This is a genomic window from Bradyrhizobium ottawaense, assembly GCF_002278135.3.
In the GTDB taxonomy this organism is placed as follows: domain Bacteria; phylum Pseudomonadota; class Alphaproteobacteria; order Rhizobiales; family Xanthobacteraceae; genus Bradyrhizobium; species Bradyrhizobium ottawaense.
On sequence record NZ_CP029425.2, the window covers coordinates 6,836,851 to 6,852,565 of the forward strand.

16 protein-coding genes are annotated in these 15,715 nt (G+C 65.5%); 6 read left to right on the plus strand and 10 right to left on the minus strand.

The genetic code is table 11. The annotated features are described in order from the left end of the window. Nucleotides 1-73 precede the first annotated feature (73 nt). Both CIT37_RS32215 and CIT37_RS32220 read left to right on the plus strand, forming a co-directional pair. Entirely contained in the window at nucleotides 74-805 is a 732-nt protein-coding gene (locus CIT37_RS32215; RefSeq protein ID WP_038949737.1) for a 4'-phosphopantetheinyl transferase family protein, read from the plus strand. Beyond that, the gene (locus tag CIT37_RS32220) at nucleotides 802-1,896 is read left to right on the plus strand and encodes an LLM class flavin-dependent oxidoreductase (protein WP_244611306.1); all 1,095 of its coding nucleotides are present in this window, start codon (nucleotides 802-804) and stop codon (nucleotides 1,894-1,896) included. The genes CIT37_RS32215 and CIT37_RS32220 overlap by 4 nt, the downstream gene beginning before the upstream one ends. Before the next feature lie 7 nt (nucleotides 1,897-1,903). Here CIT37_RS32220 and CIT37_RS32225 read toward each other — a convergent pair whose 3' ends face one another. From CIT37_RS32225 to CIT37_RS32235, 3 genes are all read right to left on the minus strand, one after another. After that, on the minus strand, nucleotides 1,904-2,929 hold the full coding sequence (locus CIT37_RS32225; RefSeq protein WP_028142225.1) for a histone deacetylase family protein: 1,026 nt from the start codon (nucleotides 2,927-2,929) through the stop codon (nucleotides 1,904-1,906). 179 nt (nucleotides 2,930-3,108) lie between these two features. Beyond that, nucleotides 3,109-4,050 (minus strand): SMP-30/gluconolactonase/LRE family protein, encoded by a 942-nt coding sequence (locus CIT37_RS32230; RefSeq protein WP_028142224.1) that lies wholly within the window; start codon nucleotides 4,048-4,050, stop codon nucleotides 3,109-3,111. Next, entirely contained in the window at nucleotides 4,007-6,025 is a 2,019-nt protein-coding gene (locus CIT37_RS32235) for a PQQ-dependent sugar dehydrogenase (RefSeq protein ID WP_414645241.1), read from the minus strand. Before CIT37_RS32235 ends, CIT37_RS32230 begins: the two co-directional genes overlap by 44 nt. 261 nt (nucleotides 6,026-6,286) lie before the next feature. Here CIT37_RS32235 and CIT37_RS32240 point away from each other — a divergent pair, with 261 nt between their 5' ends. Beyond that, complete coding sequence (locus CIT37_RS32240; protein WP_018316955.1) at nucleotides 6,287-6,520, plus strand: DUF6894 family protein; 234 nt, start codon at nucleotides 6,287-6,289, stop codon at nucleotides 6,518-6,520. Nucleotides 6,521-6,529: 9 nt separating this feature from the next. Next, nucleotides 6,530-6,706, plus strand: a complete 177-nt coding sequence (locus CIT37_RS32245; protein WP_162832249.1) for a hypothetical protein — start codon at nucleotides 6,530-6,532, stop codon at nucleotides 6,704-6,706. A 180-nt stretch (nucleotides 6,707-6,886) separates the two neighbouring features. Here CIT37_RS32245 and CIT37_RS32250 read toward each other — a convergent pair whose 3' ends face one another. Next, a complete protein-coding gene (locus tag CIT37_RS32250; protein ID WP_028142222.1) occupies nucleotides 6,887-7,660 on the minus strand; it encodes an enoyl-CoA hydratase-related protein in 774 nt (257 codons plus the stop codon). A gap of 121 nt (nucleotides 7,661-7,781) precedes the next feature. Here CIT37_RS32250 and CIT37_RS32255 point away from each other — a divergent pair, with 121 nt between their 5' ends. Beyond that, nucleotides 7,782-9,371 carry a gamma-glutamyltransferase family protein gene (locus CIT37_RS32255; protein WP_095425585.1) on the plus strand — a complete coding sequence of 530 codons (1,590 nt, stop codon included), beginning with the start codon at nucleotides 7,782-7,784 and terminating at the stop codon, nucleotides 9,369-9,371. Nucleotides 9,372-9,634: 263 nt separating this feature from the next. On the opposite strand, the gene CIT37_RS32260 is transcribed toward CIT37_RS32255, so the two are convergent. The 5 genes from CIT37_RS32260 to CIT37_RS32280 all read right to left on the minus strand — a co-directional run bounded on the left by CIT37_RS32260 (nucleotide 9,635) and on the right by CIT37_RS32280 (nucleotide 13,457). Then, a complete protein-coding gene (locus CIT37_RS32260; RefSeq protein ID WP_167456545.1) occupies nucleotides 9,635-9,829 on the minus strand; it encodes a hypothetical protein in 195 nt (64 codons plus the stop codon). 166 nt (nucleotides 9,830-9,995) lie between these two features. Further along, nucleotides 9,996-11,282 (minus strand): NAD(P)/FAD-dependent oxidoreductase, encoded by a 1,287-nt coding sequence (locus CIT37_RS32265; protein WP_095425572.1) that lies wholly within the window; start codon nucleotides 11,280-11,282, stop codon nucleotides 9,996-9,998. 12 nt (nucleotides 11,283-11,294) lie between these two features. Then, nucleotides 11,295-12,026 carry an amino acid ABC transporter ATP-binding protein gene (locus CIT37_RS32270; RefSeq protein WP_095425573.1) on the minus strand — a complete coding sequence of 244 codons (732 nt, stop codon included), beginning with the start codon at nucleotides 12,024-12,026 and terminating at the stop codon, nucleotides 11,295-11,297. Next, entirely contained in the window at nucleotides 12,023-12,676 is a 654-nt protein-coding gene (locus tag CIT37_RS32275) for an amino acid ABC transporter permease (protein WP_095425574.1), read from the minus strand. Before CIT37_RS32275 ends, CIT37_RS32270 begins: the two co-directional genes overlap by 4 nt. 22 nt (nucleotides 12,677-12,698) lie before the next feature. Continuing rightward, on the minus strand, nucleotides 12,699-13,457 hold the full coding sequence (locus CIT37_RS32280) for an ABC transporter substrate-binding protein (protein WP_028142216.1): 759 nt from the start codon (nucleotides 13,455-13,457) through the stop codon (nucleotides 12,699-12,701). 166 nt (nucleotides 13,458-13,623) lie between these two features. Between CIT37_RS32280 and CIT37_RS32285 the strand changes: the two genes are divergently transcribed. Continuing rightward, entirely contained in the window at nucleotides 13,624-14,268 is a 645-nt protein-coding gene (locus CIT37_RS32285) for a helix-turn-helix domain-containing protein (RefSeq protein WP_161966249.1), read from the plus strand. A gap of 156 nt (nucleotides 14,269-14,424) precedes the next feature. On the opposite strand, the gene CIT37_RS32290 is transcribed toward CIT37_RS32285, so the two are convergent. Next, nucleotides 14,425-15,690: a D-amino acid dehydrogenase gene (locus CIT37_RS32290; protein WP_095425576.1), complete on the minus strand. Its 1,266-nt coding sequence runs from the start codon at nucleotides 15,688-15,690 to the stop codon at nucleotides 14,425-14,427. Nucleotides 15,691-15,715: the final 25 nt, after the last annotated feature.

Consider the following 15,715-nt stretch of genomic DNA (forward strand, 5'->3'; position numbering starts at 1 on the left):
TTGATTCTTGCTCAGTTGTTTCTTCCGTCGGGACCGGGGATCTGCCCTCGGCCTGACGCAAAAGGCCCAATTGATGGCGGACGACAGAATTGAACTCTTTGTCGGACTGATCGAGTCCATCGACGCACCGGGCGCGGTCGAGGCGTGCCGACGGCTGCTCTCGGTCGACGAACGCGTCCGGGCCGATCGCTTCATGTTCGAGCGGCACCGACGGCAATATATTTTCGCGCATGCGATGCTGCGCCTGGCGCTGTCGCAGATCGCCTCCAACGTCGCGCCGTCCGACTGGTCCTTTGCAGCCGGCCGCTATGGGCGGCCGTTTGTCGCAGCACCCGCGACCTCGAGCGCGCTGCATTTCAGCCTGTCTCACGCCGACGGTTGCGTCGCCTGCGTCGTGTCGAAGCATGAGTCCGTCGGCGTCGACGTCGAAACCGTGTCGCGGCGGGTGGCGCCGCTGTCCACCGCACTTCGCTTCTTTGCGCCGGAGGAGGTCGAAACGCTGCGCGGACTGCCGGAGCCCGCGGCGACCGAGCGCTTCTTCGACTATTGGACGCTCAAGGAAGCCTATCTGAAGGCCAGGGGCTTTGGGCTCAATCTGCCGCTCGACGCCTTCGCGATGCAGGTCTCGCGCGAGGCCATCGAGATCAGCTTCAAGCCCGATATCGCCGACGATCCCGACGGCTGGCGCTTCTCGCTGTGCTCGCCCTCGCCCTCGCATCGCCTCGCGATCGCCGACGGCTCCCGTGCGAACGGTGGCCTTCCCATCAGCCGCAATGCCTGGCCGCTCCAGGAAGCGGCTGAATGACGCCGCCGCGGCTGCGCGTCTTTCCCGCGATTTCGCGCAACCGCGACGCCGGAAAATATATCGGCGAGCTGATGCGGGTGGCGCAGTTCGCCGACCGCAACGGCTTCGAAGGCATTTTGCTGTTCGAAGGCAACGACGTGTTCGTCGAGCCCTGGGCCATGGCCCAGCACATCATGGGCGCGACGACGCGATCTTCGCCGCTGATCGCCGTCAATCCGGTCTACATGCACCCGTTCACGGCGGCGAAGTTCGTCTCGTCCTTGGCGCAGCTTCACGGCCGCAAGGTCTATCTCAACATGATCACGGGGACGGCGGCCAGCGACTTGCAGGGGCTCGGCGACGACCAGTCGCATGCCGACCGCTATATCAGGCTCGGAGAATTCGTGGGGCTGATGCGGCAGTTGCTGGCGAGCCCGCGGCCGGTGAATTTCGAGGGCCGCTTCTACCGTGCGCACCATCTGCAGCTTCGACCGCGCCTGCCGGCGGAGCTGATGCCCGAATTCCTGATCGCAGGGCAATCCGAGGCGGCCCAGCGCGTGGCGAAGGAGACCGGCTGCATCAAGATGCAGATGCTGCCGCCGGATCTCGATCGCGGCCTTGACGCGCCCGGCATGAATTTCGGCATCTTCGCCCGCGAGGGACGCGAGGAGGCGCGGCAGGCCGCAAAACTGCGTTTCCGCGACAACCCTGACGATCGCGAGCTTCTCGTGCTCACCATGGAGAACACCGATTCCGTGTGGAAGCGGCATCTCTATGCCGGCCAGAGCGGCGAGCTCGGGGACAATGGCTATTGGCTACTGCCGTTCCTGACCTTCCAGGCCGACTGTCCCTATCTCGTCGGCAGCTACCAGGAGATCGGCGCGAAGCTGAAGGACTTTGCGGCCAAGGGTCTGACCACTATTATGCTCGACATGGTCGCCGACGAGACCGAGATGCAGCACGTCTGCAAGGCGCTCGCGGCGAGCGGGATGTTTAGATCACTCTCGCCGTCATGGCCGGGCTTGTCCCGCCATCCACGCCTTGCTCCACGCTCGAAGAACGTGGATGCCCGGGACAAGCCCGGGCATGACGACCAACGCGGGAAGAGGTGAAGATCCCTCACCGCGCCTCTTCAAATCCGGCCAGCACCGAGGTCAGGTTCGCGCCCAGAATATCCGAGAGATAACCGCCCTCCTGCACGAACACGGTCGGCAGGCCCATCCTGGCGATGGCCTGGCCGATGCGGCGGAAGCCGGGCGTGGTGACGGCCAATCCCTTGAGCGGATCATGCTCGGAGGCATCGAGGCCGAGCGCGATGACGAGCGCGCCGGGCGCAAAGGACTCGATTGCCTTGCGCGCGACGTCCATCGCCTGGATGTAGCCGTCATCGCCGGTGCCGATGGCGAGCGGGATGTTGAGATTGGTGCCGAGGCCGGGCCCCTCGCCGCGCTCATGGGCATAGCCCCACACATAGGGATAGTAGGCAATGGGATCGGCGTGGATCGACACCGTGTAGACGTCGGGCCGGGCGTAGAAGATGCCTTGCGTGCCGTTGCCGTGATGGACGTCGACGTCGAGGATCACGACGCGCTCGTGCTTCTGCCGCAGATGCGCCGCGGCGATCGCGCTGTTGTTGAGGAAGCAGAAGCCGCCGGCCATGTCGCGATAGGCGTGATGACCGGGCGGACGGCAGAGCGCATAGGTCGCATCCTCACCATCCATCACCATCTGCGCGGCGGTGACCGCAACATCCGTCGCGGCGCAGGCCGCAGCCCAGGTGCCCGGACCGATCGGCGCCGCGGTGTCGGCGGTGTGCCAGCCGAGCTTGCCGACGATGTGGGTCGGATAGGTCGCAGCGTGGCGCACCGGATGGATGTTGCCGATCATCTCCGGACCGGAATCGCCGAGCGCGGTCCAGGCGTCCCAGGCTTCGCTCAGGAACGACAGATATTCCGGACTGTGAATGCGCGCGCGAGGGCCCTGTCCGAATGTGGTCGGCTCGACCAGCTGGTGCTTGCCGTCCTTCAACCCCTTCAGCAGGCGGTCGGCGCGCTCCGGCTGCTCGGTGGTGCGCTTGACGACACCGCGAACCAGGAAGAATTGCGGATCGTGGCTGCGGTGCAGTTCGGTATGGACGGCTTTCACTCAAACACTCCGTGCTTGCATGCTCTGGTCTTGAGGCGTTTTCTTCACGCGAACCGGTATCCACTTCGCTCGAAAACGCTTTGAGGCGTTGCCACAGACGTCTTGATCGCTGCGGCGGCCAGATGCAAGCAAGAAGAATGCCGTCTCGCCCTGCGGCGGAAGCAGATCGCAATCGGCGCTCAGCAGCGCCCGCGCTGCAGGCAGTGCTCGCGGCCCGGCTGATCGGTGCGGAAGGACTCGATGAAGCCGCCCTGACGCTGGGTGACGAAGACGGTCTTGCCGTCGCTGCCGCCGAAGGCGAGGTTGGTCGGCTCCTTGGCCTTCAGCGCGATCTCCCGCTCGACCGCGCCGTTCGGCTTCATCAGCGCGATCGTGCCCTTGAGAATGCGCGCGACGTAGAGCCGGCCGGCAACGTCGGTGCGCAGCCCGTCGACGGTGTCGGGCTGAAACGCCTTGACGAGTTTTGCAGCCGTCAGCTCGTTGCCGTTGATCGCATAGGACCAGATCTGGCCGCTGTTGGATTCGCCGACATAGAGCGTCTTGCCGTCAGGGCTGAGATCGATGCCGTTGGTGGTGCCCATCGCGCGCGGCGCCGACATGATCTGTCCCTGCACCGTGCCGTCGGCGGCTTTCGTAATCCGCCAGATATGGCCTTCCCGGCCCTTCCAGTTCGGATCGCTCGCATAGATCGTGCCCTCGCGGGCGATCGTGATGTCGTTGGGCTGGTTCATCTCGTCGGAGTGAAACCAGATGCCCGGCTCGGTCGTCCCCTTCGCAATCGCGAAGATGTTGTGCTTCTTGTAGTCGGCGATGAACATGGTGCCGCTCCGGTCGAAGCGGATGGCGTTGCCGACACTGCCATCGGGCAGCGCCGTGAACGGCTCCGACGCGGTGCCGCCGGCGGGCAGCCGGCCGATGGTGCCGGGCCTGCCGAGATTGACCACGAACAAATTGCCCTCGAGGTCAGCCGCCGGGCCCTCGATGCCGAAGGTGTATTCGCCGGGAGGCGTCACCTGCGCACTCTCGAACAGCTTCGTTTCCGCATGGGCGGACGCAGCCGCGACGGCGAGTAGGACGCTACTGCACAGGCACCAGAAATTCCTGCCGGATGTAATAGCCATCGCCGTCGGTGCACTCGCCATTCAAATAGGGATCGGCCGGCCGGAAGAATCGGCTGAAGCCGGGTTTGTCTACAGCGCTCCTTTGTGTCACGACAACGACCTTTCCGGCCGGTATTTCGCCGCATTCCTTGCTGGTTTTGCCAAAGAACTTGCGCTGCGGCGGGCCCGGCTTGATCCGCATCCGCGTACCCGGAACCATTGTCGCGACGAGCAGATCCGCGGTGTCCAGCAGACGTCTGTAGCCGGGCTCGGTCTTCGGCAGGCTCTCGCCGCCCGGCGGCATCAGCTTCTCCGCGCCGAGACCGCGCAGCCGCGTGCGCAGCTTGCCGGCGTCGGGATCGCCGGGATAGATCCAGCCGTCCTGCGAAAGCATGAAGCGGAGCACCGCCACATCCTTCTCCGCCTCCGATTGGCCGCCCTTCAAGCCGAAATCGGAATGGCAGCCGACGCAATGCTTCTCGACGAGGCCTTTGCGCAGCGTGGTCAGCCGGGCGCTGTTCTGCGCATCCCTGGCGACGAAGGCCGCGAGCTGATCGATCATCGCCTGGCTGCGCATGTCGCACGGCAGCGGCGGCGGCGGATCACCCGCGGCACGATCGATCCGGATCACCGTCTGGTTCTTGTCCTCGACCAGCCAGATCGCGCCGTCTTCCGCGACCGTCATGCCGACCGGCGCCCCTTGCGGCCGCGCGCCGTTGACGCGGTGCCAGCCTGCGATCAGCTCGTCGAACGGCGCGGCGGCGACCTCGCCGGCGTCGGACTGAAAACTGCGCACCGGATCCGCGGCGCAACTGACGTGGTAGCGCACCGGCGCGGGGGAAGGCTTGGGGAAGCCGCGATCGTCGACGTCGTAGACGAGGACGCGGCTTCCGGTCGGACGATATCCGTGGAGGCCGACCAGCAGCTTGCCCTCCAGCTCCGGAAATTTGCTGCCATGATAATAGAGCATCGCGAGCGGCGCGCCGTGCGGCGGCATCAGCGAGAGCGGCGGCTTGTAGAGCGCGTTGGCCGTGCAGAGCGATTTGTAGAGCCCGCCTTGCAGCACGTTCCTGAATTCCGGGCTCGGCGTCGACAGATCGTAGCAATAGGGCCAGCCATAGTGCCTGCCCTGCTCGATCGCGTTGATCTCCTCGTTCGGCTTGAAGATGTCGGGCAAGTCGCGGCTGTTCTCGCCCTGCAGGAAGGCGTAGCCGGCCTCGGGAAACTTCGGATGCAGCGCCAGCGCCATCGAATTGCGCAAGCCTCGCGCATAGACGGTGTGCGGCGGATCGGCATCGCCGGGCTTCAGCGCCGGGAAGACACCACCCGGGGGCGGCGTGAACAGCCAGATTGCTGCCATCGCGAAAGCGCCCTCGGCCGCCGCGCAAGGCTTTGTGATTGGCGCCGGCGTGATGCAGTCGTCGCTGTGCGAGCCGACATTGACGAATAGCCGTCCGTTCCAGTCGAAGACAAACTGCTTGAGCGGATGCGCGCTCTCCTGGAGCCTTGTGCCGTCGGGCAGCGTGATCCGGCGGCCCGGCATATGACGGATGATGGTCTCGACCGTGCCGCGCGGATTGTCGGCGATGGGATCGAACCGGAAGATGGTCTCGGCGGTCGAGGCGTAGAGCTTCCTGTCCGGACCGATGGCGAGGCCGAACGGATATTCGATTCCCGCCAGGAGCTCCCTGAACCGCTGGCCCTGGGCCGCGCGCGGATCGAGCAGCAACAGCCGTCCGTCGGTGTGGCCCCAGCCGCCCATGTCGGCCACCACGAACAGCTCCCGGCCCGGCAGCTGGACGATCGCGCGCGGGAATTTCAGGCCATCCTCTTCGCTGGCGACGAGCCCGGCGCAAAATCCGGCCTTCATGTCGATCTGGATCCTGGGAAAAGCGAGATCGCCATTGCCGCAGGTTTCCGCGCCGATCGCATAGCCGCTGCGGCGGAGCGGCTCCGATGACGCCGCCGAGGCGAGCCCAAGCAGGGCCGCCAACACCCCCGCACACGCGCGCAGGCTTCGGCGTTCACGCCTGGATGTGAAGTAGCTCACGGCGGCCCCCCAGATTTCCCCCGAAAAAGCTGTTTCATGCCGTCCGAACGCCGTCCAGCCGAACATCACTCGCCTGTGATTAAACCTGTAACGACCTCTGAGCCGACCAATATCCGTAGATTCCCTTACCGGGCTCGACCCGAATGTTTCGCGAAGGCTTCGGGTGGTATCGATTTGCCATCCAAGTTGCTCCGCCAGGAGGCGCATATGGTCCAGGTCTATTTTCACTGCTCCAACACCGAGGGCACGCTGATCGACCGCTACGGCGCCGCCGTCTCCAATCTCACGGAGGCGCGCGACCGTGCCTCCCAGATCATGAATTCGATGATCCAGACGCCCGGCGCTGAAGACTGGCGCGATTGGGTGATCCATGTCAGCGGCTCCGACGGCGAGGATCTGTTCGATCTTCCCTTCACCGCCATGCTCGGCAAGCCGCATTGAGGTGATGTCATGTTGCTCGCTTCACTGAGCCTGTTCCGCCAGCCCGTGAACTTCGTCGCCGCCAAATGGCAGACGCTGATCAGGGTCGCGGGCGACCCCTACCGCCCCGAGTTGCACTACATGCGCGGGCCGGGCCCCAAATGGCGCGCCAAGTATCAGGGCAGCCGGCTGAACCGCTCGCTCTGAGCGCTACGGCCTCGCCGCTTCCAACTCCGTCTCTCCTTCGTCATGGCCGGGCTTGTCCCGGCCATCTACGTTTTTGGACGTGGGTCAAAGACGTGGATGCCGGACATAGGCGAGCGTAAGCGACGCCGTCCTTCGGACGGCTATGCCTGGGCATGACGAGTAGGGCAAGCGGTCCCTACCTCACCTCCCGGTAAACGTAGCCTTGCGCTTCTCAACGAAGGCATTGCGCCCCTCGATCGCGTCCGCGCTCTTGCGAACCACCGCCTGGAGCTCGATCTCGCGGCGGAATTGCGCCTCGTAGGTCGCATGCTCGCTCTCCTCGACGAGCAGGCGCGTTGCCACCAAAGCGCGTGTCGGGCCCTCCGCCAGACGGCGCGCCAGAATCAGCGCCTCGTCCATCAGCTTCGCGTCGTCCACGACCTGCCGCACCAGGCCGATCTCCTGGGCCCGTTCGGCCGTCAGCGGCTCGTTCAGCAGCATCAGCTCGAGGGCGCGCTGGCGACCGATCAGCCGCGGCAACAGCCAGGTCGAGCCGAGATCCGGCACCAGCGCGATGCGGCTGAACACCTGGATGAAGCTCGCCGACCGCGCCGCCACGATCATGTCGCCGGCCATCGCCAGGCTGAAGCCGCCGCCGGCCGCGACGCCATTGACGGCGACGACGACGGGCACGCGGCATTCGCGCAGCGCCTTGAAGGCGGGCCAGTAGAGGCGCATGACGCCGGCAGCAAGATCCTCACCCAGCGCTTCCGACGCCTTCAAATTCTGTCCTGAGCAAAAACCGCGCCCCGCGCCAGTGAGGATCAGGGCTCGAATACCCTCGTCCTGCGCCATCTCGCCGATGGCGGCGGCGAGCGCGCCGAGCAGGTCCGGCGTCATCGCGTTCAGGCTCGCCGGCTCGTCCAGCGTCAGGATCCCGACCGCGCCATCCCGCGCCTGTTTCACACCAGCCATGTCGCGTCTCCCTTTGGATTTTCTCGTTGGCGGCAATGTGCCATCCTTCGCACGTCCCGCCAATGCCGAGCTGCCGCGCCAGCACAGCTGGCGCCAGAACAACAGAGATCAAGACGACATCATGCCTCATCAGTTCAGCCTCAACCAAACCGTCCGCAAACCCGCCGTCACCTCCAAGGGCGGCATCGTCGCCTCGCAATCGCGGCGAGCGGCCGAAGTCGGGGCGCAGGTGCTGGCGGCGGGCGGTGACTGCGTGGACGCGATTGTGGCGACCACCATGGCGCTGAATGTGCTGGAGCCCTGGAATAGCGGCATCGGCGGCGGCGGTGCGATGGTGCTCTACCGCGCCAGGGAAAATCGCTTTGAGGTGATCGACTACGGCATGTGCGCGCCGCAGAGCCTGCGCGTTGCCGACTATCCGCTCAGCGGCGAAGGCGCGGCGTCCGATCTCTTTCCCTGGCCGCGGGTGAAGGACGATCGCAACATCCACGGCCCCGGGTCGATCGCCGTGCCCGGCGTCGTCGCCGGGATGGAAGAGGCGCATCGCCGTTACGCCAAGATGCCGTGGAAGGATCTGGTCGCGCCGGCAGCCAGGCTCGCCGGCGAAGGCCTGCTGGTCGATTGGTGGACCACGGTGACGATCTCGGGCTCGGCCGCCGATCTCAGGCGCTATTCCGCCAGCGCGGCGGCGTTCCTGAAGGATGGGCTGCCGCCGAGCGCGCCATGGGGCATCAAGGCCGAGACGCGGCTGCCGCAGGACACGCTGAAAGCGACGCTGTCGCATCTCGCCGAGGCCGGACCGCGCGATTTCTACCAGGGCGATCTCGCCAGGAGCATCGCCTCCGACATCAAGGCCGATGGCGGTTCGCTGTCGGTCGAGGACCTCGCCGCCTTCCGCGCGCATCTGCGCGAGCCGCTGGCGATCCCGTATCGCGGCGGCAAGGTGTATGCGACGCCAGAGCTCACGGCCGGGCCCACCATGGCACACGCGCTGCGCCTGTTGCAGCAGAGCCTGAAGCCGGCAAGCGCGCCGGACGCAGCCGCCTATGTCGAATATGCGCTCGCTCTGCAAGCGGCCTTCCGCGAGCGGCTCAAGGACATGGGCGATGCCGACGGCAAACGCTCGCTCGGTGCGGAATATCTGGCGCCCGCCTGCACCACGCATTTCTCCGTGGTCGACCGACACGGCAACATCGCCGCGGTGACGCAGACGCTGCTCTCGTCCTTTGGCTCGAGATATGTGACGCCGCACACCGGCATCGCCATGAACAACGGCATCATGTGGTTCGATCCGACACCGGGCACCACCAATTCGCTCGCACCCGGCAAGCGCTGCCTCTGCAACTACACGCCCGTCATCGCCGAGACCAGGGACGGCAAGCGGCTCGCGGTCGGCGCCTCAGGCGGCCGCCGCATCCTGCCGTCGGTGATGCAGCTCCTGTCGTTCGCGATGGACTTCGGCATGGACCTCGATGCCGCCATCCACCAGCCGCGCATCGACGCCAGCGAGGGCGCGGTGGTGATCGGCGATGCTCGCTTGCCTGGGGACGTGCGCAAGACGCTGGGCTCGCGCTTCGACTATGAAGAGACCCGCGTGCAGGCCTTGCCGCAAAAATTCGCCTGCCCGAGCGTGGTGATGCGCGAGGGCGACACGAATTCCGGCGCGGTCGAGATCTTTCAGCCCTGGGCCGAGGCGGTGGCAGAAGCCTGAGCGTTCGTCGAATAAGAAGCGGGCGCTAGCAGAGACGCGCAACTGCTTCAACGGGTCATCGCGCCCACGCGGCCACGACGCGAGCCTCTCTCGTGTCCCGGACGCGCTGCAGCGTTCTTACGCTGCTGCGCAGCGTCCGGGGCACGCTCGACGCGCAGATCAGTGCCAGACTGCGCCAGCTTGCGTTGATTCGATGCGCCATCGCGCATCTCCGCGAGCGTCACGACTCCTCCACATTCGCAAGGAACTTACCTACCCGTCGTTCATTGATTGAACGGACAAATGCGCTCGCCCCAGTGGAGGACATGATGAAGAAACTTGCGCTCGCCGCGTCGCTGATCCTTGCAGCCGGCCTCACATTCACCAGTCCTGCCCTGGCCAAGGGCGGCCATGGTGGCGGACATGGAGGCGGACATGGAGGCGGACATGGGCACGGCCATGGTCATGATCATGGTCATTCGATGGGCCATCATCACCACGGCTCACCGCCCGGATGGTCGCGCGGACGCAAGGTCGGCTGGCGCGGTCACGGGTGCCCGCCCGGCCTGTGGAAACAAGGCCGCTGCTGAAGTCGGATATCTGCCAATGATGCAAGGCGCCGCTCCTGACCGGGCGACGCCTTCTTCACATGCCGAGCCGGTCCCGTATGCGGCCCGTAATCACCGCGGTCGTCACACCCACCGGCCAGAACGCGTGCATCGGGATCGGCTTGATGCCCGTGATGGGCATGTCGATCTCGGCCTCGGCGCCGCCGATCAGCCGGCGCGCGAGTTGCGCCCCCATCGCGGTCGCGAGCGCGACGCCGCGGCCGTTGCAGCCGAGCGAGATCAGGATGCCTTCGGCCGGCTCATGCACATGGGGATAGTGATCCCCGGTGATGGCGAGACGGCTATTCCAGCCGTGAGTCCAGGCAACGCCTTTCAATTGCGGCCACAGCCGCTCGGCATAGCGCATGAGATAGGCGACGTCGTGCGGCGACTTGATCCAGCGCATCGGGCCGCGGCCGCCCATTAGCAGGCGATTGTGCTGGTCGATGCGGTAGTAGACGGTGATGTGGCCGCTCTCGTACAACACGGACCGCGTCGGCATGATCGAGCTGGCCACCGCATCGGAGAGCGGCGCCGTGGCCGCGATCGACGAGAACACCGGCACGATGGTGCGGCGGAGCGCGGGCCAGAGATCTCCGGTAAAACCGTTGGTGGCGAGCAGGACCTTGTCGGCATGAACCACCGCCCGCGGCGTCTCGATGCGCCAGCTTCTGCCATCGCGGCGCAGTGACAGCGCCGGCGTCTCGCCATGCACCTTCGCGCCGGCCGAGATCGCGGCGCGTGCGAGACCACGGGCGTAGCTGAGGGGATGCAGATCGCCGCCGCGCGCATCCAGCATGGCGCCGATGTAGCGGTCGGTGCCGGTCATCTCGCGCAGCTGCCCGCGGTTCAGATATGTCACCGGCATGCCGCGGCGGATGCATTGCTGCGCCGTCGTCTCGATCGCCGCGGCGCTGGTCGCGTTATATGCCGCACGCAGCGTGCCGTTCTGCCGCGCCTCGCAGGGGATCTGGTAACGGCGGATCAGGTCATGGGTGAAGTTGGTGGTGCCGTAGGAGAACGCGATCATGCGGCGGCCGAGGTCAGCGCCGAAATCAGCCTCGATCTGATCAGGATCGTGCTTCAGACCGGGATTGGTGTGGCCGCCATTGTTTCCGGACGCGCCCCAGCCCGGCTCCTGCGCCTCCAGCACCAGCGCCTCGACACCCTGCTCCGCCAGATGCAACGCGGTGGACAGGCCGGTGTAACCACCGCCAATGATCGCGACCGAAACATTCTTGCCCGTATCGAGCGGCGGCGTGGCAACCGGCGCGACGGCGGTGTCGGCATAGAGCGAGGGCGGCAGAGGCAGGCGCGCAGGCATGGCGAAGTCCGGTCAGAGCGGATGCAGCACACGCCGCAAGAAATCCTGCGTGCGCGGATGCTGGGGTTGGTTGAGCAGCGCCTTGGCCGGCCCCTGCTCGACGATGACACCGCCGTCAATGAACAGCACGCGGTCGGCAACGTCGCGGGCAAAGCCCATCTCGTGGGTGACGACCACCATGGTCATGCCGTCGTCGGCGAGCTTGCGCATCACGCCGAGGACATCGCCGACCAGTTCAGGATCGAGTGCCGAGGTCGGCTCGTCGAACAGGATCGCCTTGGGCTGCATGGCGAGGGCCCGCGCGATCGCGACGCGCTGCTGCTGGCCGCCGGAGAGTTGCGGCGGATGCGCATCGGCCTTCTCGGCAAGCCCGACCTGGGCGAGCAGCGCGCGGCCGCGATCGAGCGCCTGCGCGCGCGATTCCTTCTTCACATAGAGCGGTCCTTCGATGACGTTCTCAAGCGCGGTGCGATGCGGAAACAAATTGAAGCGCTGGAACACCATCGAGACCTGGGTGCGGATGTTCACGATCGACGGCGCGTCGCGGTCGACCTTGAGCCCCTCGACGCTGATCTCCCCGCGGTCGTAGCTTTCGAGCCCGTTGATACAGCGCAGGATGGTGGACTTGCCGGACCCGGAGGGACCGACGATGCAGACCACCTCGCCCTTCTGCACCGAGGCCGTGATGCCCTTGAGCACCTCGTTCTCGCCAAAGCTCTTGTGGACGTCGCTCAGTTCGATCATCGCTTGCCGGCCCGCTTCTCGAAGTGACGGACCAGCAGGATCAGCGGGATGCTCATGGTGAGATACATCAACGCAACAAGCGTGAACACGCTGGTGTTCTTGAAGGTCGAGGACGCGATCAGCTTGCCCTGCAGTGCGAGCTCGGCGACCGTGATGGTCGAAGCCTGCGAGGAATCCTTCAGCATCATGATCATGACGTTGCCGTAAGGCGGCAGCACGATGCGCACGGCTTGCGGCAGAATCACGCGGCGCATCGTCAGCCACCAGCCCATGCCGATCGACTGTGCCGCCTCGATCTGCCCCTTGTCGATCGCCTCGATACCGGCGCGGAAGTTTTCCGCCTGATAGGCCGAATAGGCGATGCCGAGCCCGAGGATCGCAGCCTGCAAGGCGGACAGCGTGACGCCGAGATCGGGCATCACGAAGTAGAGGTAGAACAACAGCACGATGATCGGGATGCCGCGGATCACGTTGATCAGGCTGGCGCTGATCATCGACAGCGCCTTGATGCCGGAGACCCGCATCATCGCCCAGATCAGGCCGAGCACCGTCGAGAGCAGCAGCGAGCCGATGGTGACGACGATCGTCAACACGACGCCGTTCATCAGGATCGGGAAGAACTCGACGACGTCGTGCCAGAAGCCTTTCATCGGGCAGCCTAGTCTCTATCGATCAGCCCTGAGCCTTGAGGCCCCATTTGTCGAGGATCTTGTCGATGGTGCCATTGGCCTTCAGCTTCGCGAGCGAAGCGTTGATCTTGCCGAGCAGCGCCGTCTCGCCCTTGCGTACGCCGATGCCGACCGAGCCGACGGTGACGGGCTTGTAGCCGTCAACGAGGCGCACTTCGGGGAAGCCGCCCTGCTTCAGGTTGTAAGCGAGGATCGGATAATCGGCGTAGCCGGCCTTGAGGCGGCCGGTGTTCACGTCGCGCAGGATGTCCGGAATGGTGTCGTAGGCCTTCACGTCGGCGAACAGGCCGGACTTCTTCAGCGCGTCGACGAAGGCGGTGCCGACCTGGGCGCCGACCGTCTCGCCCTTCAGATCCTCCTGCGTGGCATAGGCCTTGGTGTCGCTCTTCGGCACGACGAGGCCTTCGCCATAGGTGTAGATCGGATCGGAGAAGTCGACGACCTCCTTGCGCGGCGCGGTGATGAACATCGCGGCGGCGATGATGTCGATCTTGCTCGAGGTCAGCGACGGGATCAGTGCCGAAAACTGCATCGGCTCGATCTGCACGTTGAAGCCGGCATCCTTGCCCACTTCGGTGACGAGATCGACCATGATGCCCTGGATGGTGTTGGTCTTGGTGTCGAGGAAGGTGAAGGGAATGCCTGTCGGGGTCGAGCCGACCTTCAGCACCTGCTGCGCCGAAGCGGGCGTTACGGCTGCCAGTGCGAGCGCCGCGACCGCGGCCAGACCAAAACGCTTCATCGCATCCTCCTTTGGGTCTGGCCGATGGCGGCGCTCGCGGGTGTTGCGAGTCGAGCCGTTTCGGCCTATTTTCACCAATATGAAAATTTGGTCACACTTTCGCTGATGATGCAAGTGGTTTTCATGCACATGAAGGAAGCGGTTTGACGTGAGCGGTGGCAAACGAATGCGCAAACCGGCGGCAACCAAGCCGGCGAAGCGGGTGAAGCCCAAAGCCGTCACCAAGCCGGCGGAGCCTGCGATGGACGTCGCGGTCGGCCGCCGCATCCGGGATCTCAGGCGCGTCAGGCAATTCTCGCTGGAAACGGTCGCGGCGCGCACCTCACTGTCGATCGGCTTTCTCAGCCAGATCGAGCGCGGCCTGTCGTCACCATCGCTGCGCGTGCTGGCGACGCTCGCCGACGTGCTCGGCGTCGGCATCGCCGCACTGTTCGGCGCAAGCCCGAGCGCCGACGGCACCTCCGATCAGGTGGTGACGCGTGGGCTGCAGCGGCCCGAGCTGAAGCTCTGGCGCACCGGCGTCTCCAAGCAATTGCTGAGCCCGGCCAGCGCTGACAACAAGCTCAATCTGTTCCTGGTGCATCTGGAGCCCGGCGGCTCCACCGGCGACGAGCTCTACACCCATGACGGCGAAGAGGCCGGCCTCGTGCTCGAGGGCGAGATGATGCTGACAGTGGACAGCGAGACATGGTCGCTGAAGACCGGCGACAGCTTTCGCTTTGCCAGCCGAAGGCCGCACCGGTTTTCAAATCCGGCCGAGGATGCGAAGGCTGTGGTGCTGTGGGTGAACTGCGTGACGGGTGCGGGCTGACTGCTCTCCCTCTCCCCGTTCTTACGGGAGAGGGTCGGGGTGAGGGGCCGCTTCCGCAAAGACGGTAGCAGCGGGACTCGCGGAGACTCCCCCTCACCCGAAATTTGCTCTCGCAAATTCCGGCCTCTCCCCGCACGCGGGGGAGAGGCGAAGAAATCACCCGAACCGGTGATTGTACCGGTCCACCGTCAGCGCACTGACGTCGATGTCCGGCTTCTTGCCTGACAGCATGTCCGCAAGCACGCGCCCGGAGCCGCAGGACATGGTCCAGCCGAGCGTGCCGTGGCCGGTGTTGAGGTGGAGATTGGCGTATTGCGTCGGGCCGATCACCGGCGGGCCGTCCGGCGTCATCGGACGCAGGCCGCTCCAGAACGTCGCCTTGGCGAGATCGCCGCCGCGCGGGAACAGATCGGTCAGCGAATGATCGAGCGTAGCGCGGCGCGCATCGTAGAGCTTGTCCGAATAGCCCGAGATTTCGGCGGTGCCGCCGACGCGGATTCGATTGCCGAGCCGCGTGATCGCGACCTTGTAGCTCTCGTCCATCACGGTCGATTCCGGCGCGCCTGCGGCCTCCTTGATCGGCACCGTGATCGAATAGCCCTTCACCGGATAGACCGGCAGCGAAATGCCGAGCGGCGCGGCGAGCCGCGACGACCAGCTTCCGAGCGCGAGGACGTAAGCGTCGGCCTGCAATGTGCCGGCACTGGTCACAACACCGCTGACGCGCGCGCCGTCGGTGATGATGCGGTCGATGCCGGTGTTGAACATGAAACGCACGCCGAGCGCCTCGGCATGCTTGGCCAGCGCCTGCGTGAACATGTGGCAGTCGCCGGTCTCGTCCTGCGGCAGGCGAAGCCCGCCGACGAACTTTTCCTTCACGCCTGCGAGCGCCGGCTCGACCGCGATGCAGCCCTCGCGGCTCAGTACCTCGAACGGCACGCCGTATTGCTTGAGCACGGCGATGTCCTCAGCGGTGCCGTCGAGCTGGGCCTGGTAACGGAACAGCTGCAGCGTGCCTTGCGAGCGCTCATCATACTGGATGCCGATGTCGCGGCGCAGATCGCGCAGGGAATCGCGGCTGTACTCCGCGATCGGGATCATCCGGCTCTTGTTGACCGCGTAACGTGCGCTGGTGCAATTGCGCAGCATCTTGAGCAGCCAGACCCACATCACCGGATCGAGCTTCGGCCGGATCACGAGCGGGCCGTGCTTCATCAGCAGCCACTTGACCGCCTTTACCGGCACGCCGGGGCCCGCCCAGGGCGAGGAATAGCCGGGCGACACTTCGCCGGCGTTGGCGAAAGAGGTCTCCAGCGCCGGCTCAGGCTGACGGTCGACGACCGTGACCTCGTGGCCGGCACGCGCAAGGTAGTAGGCAGAGGTGACACCGATGACACCGCTGCCGAGGATCAGAACTTTCACGCTTGGTCAAACTCCCGCGGCATCA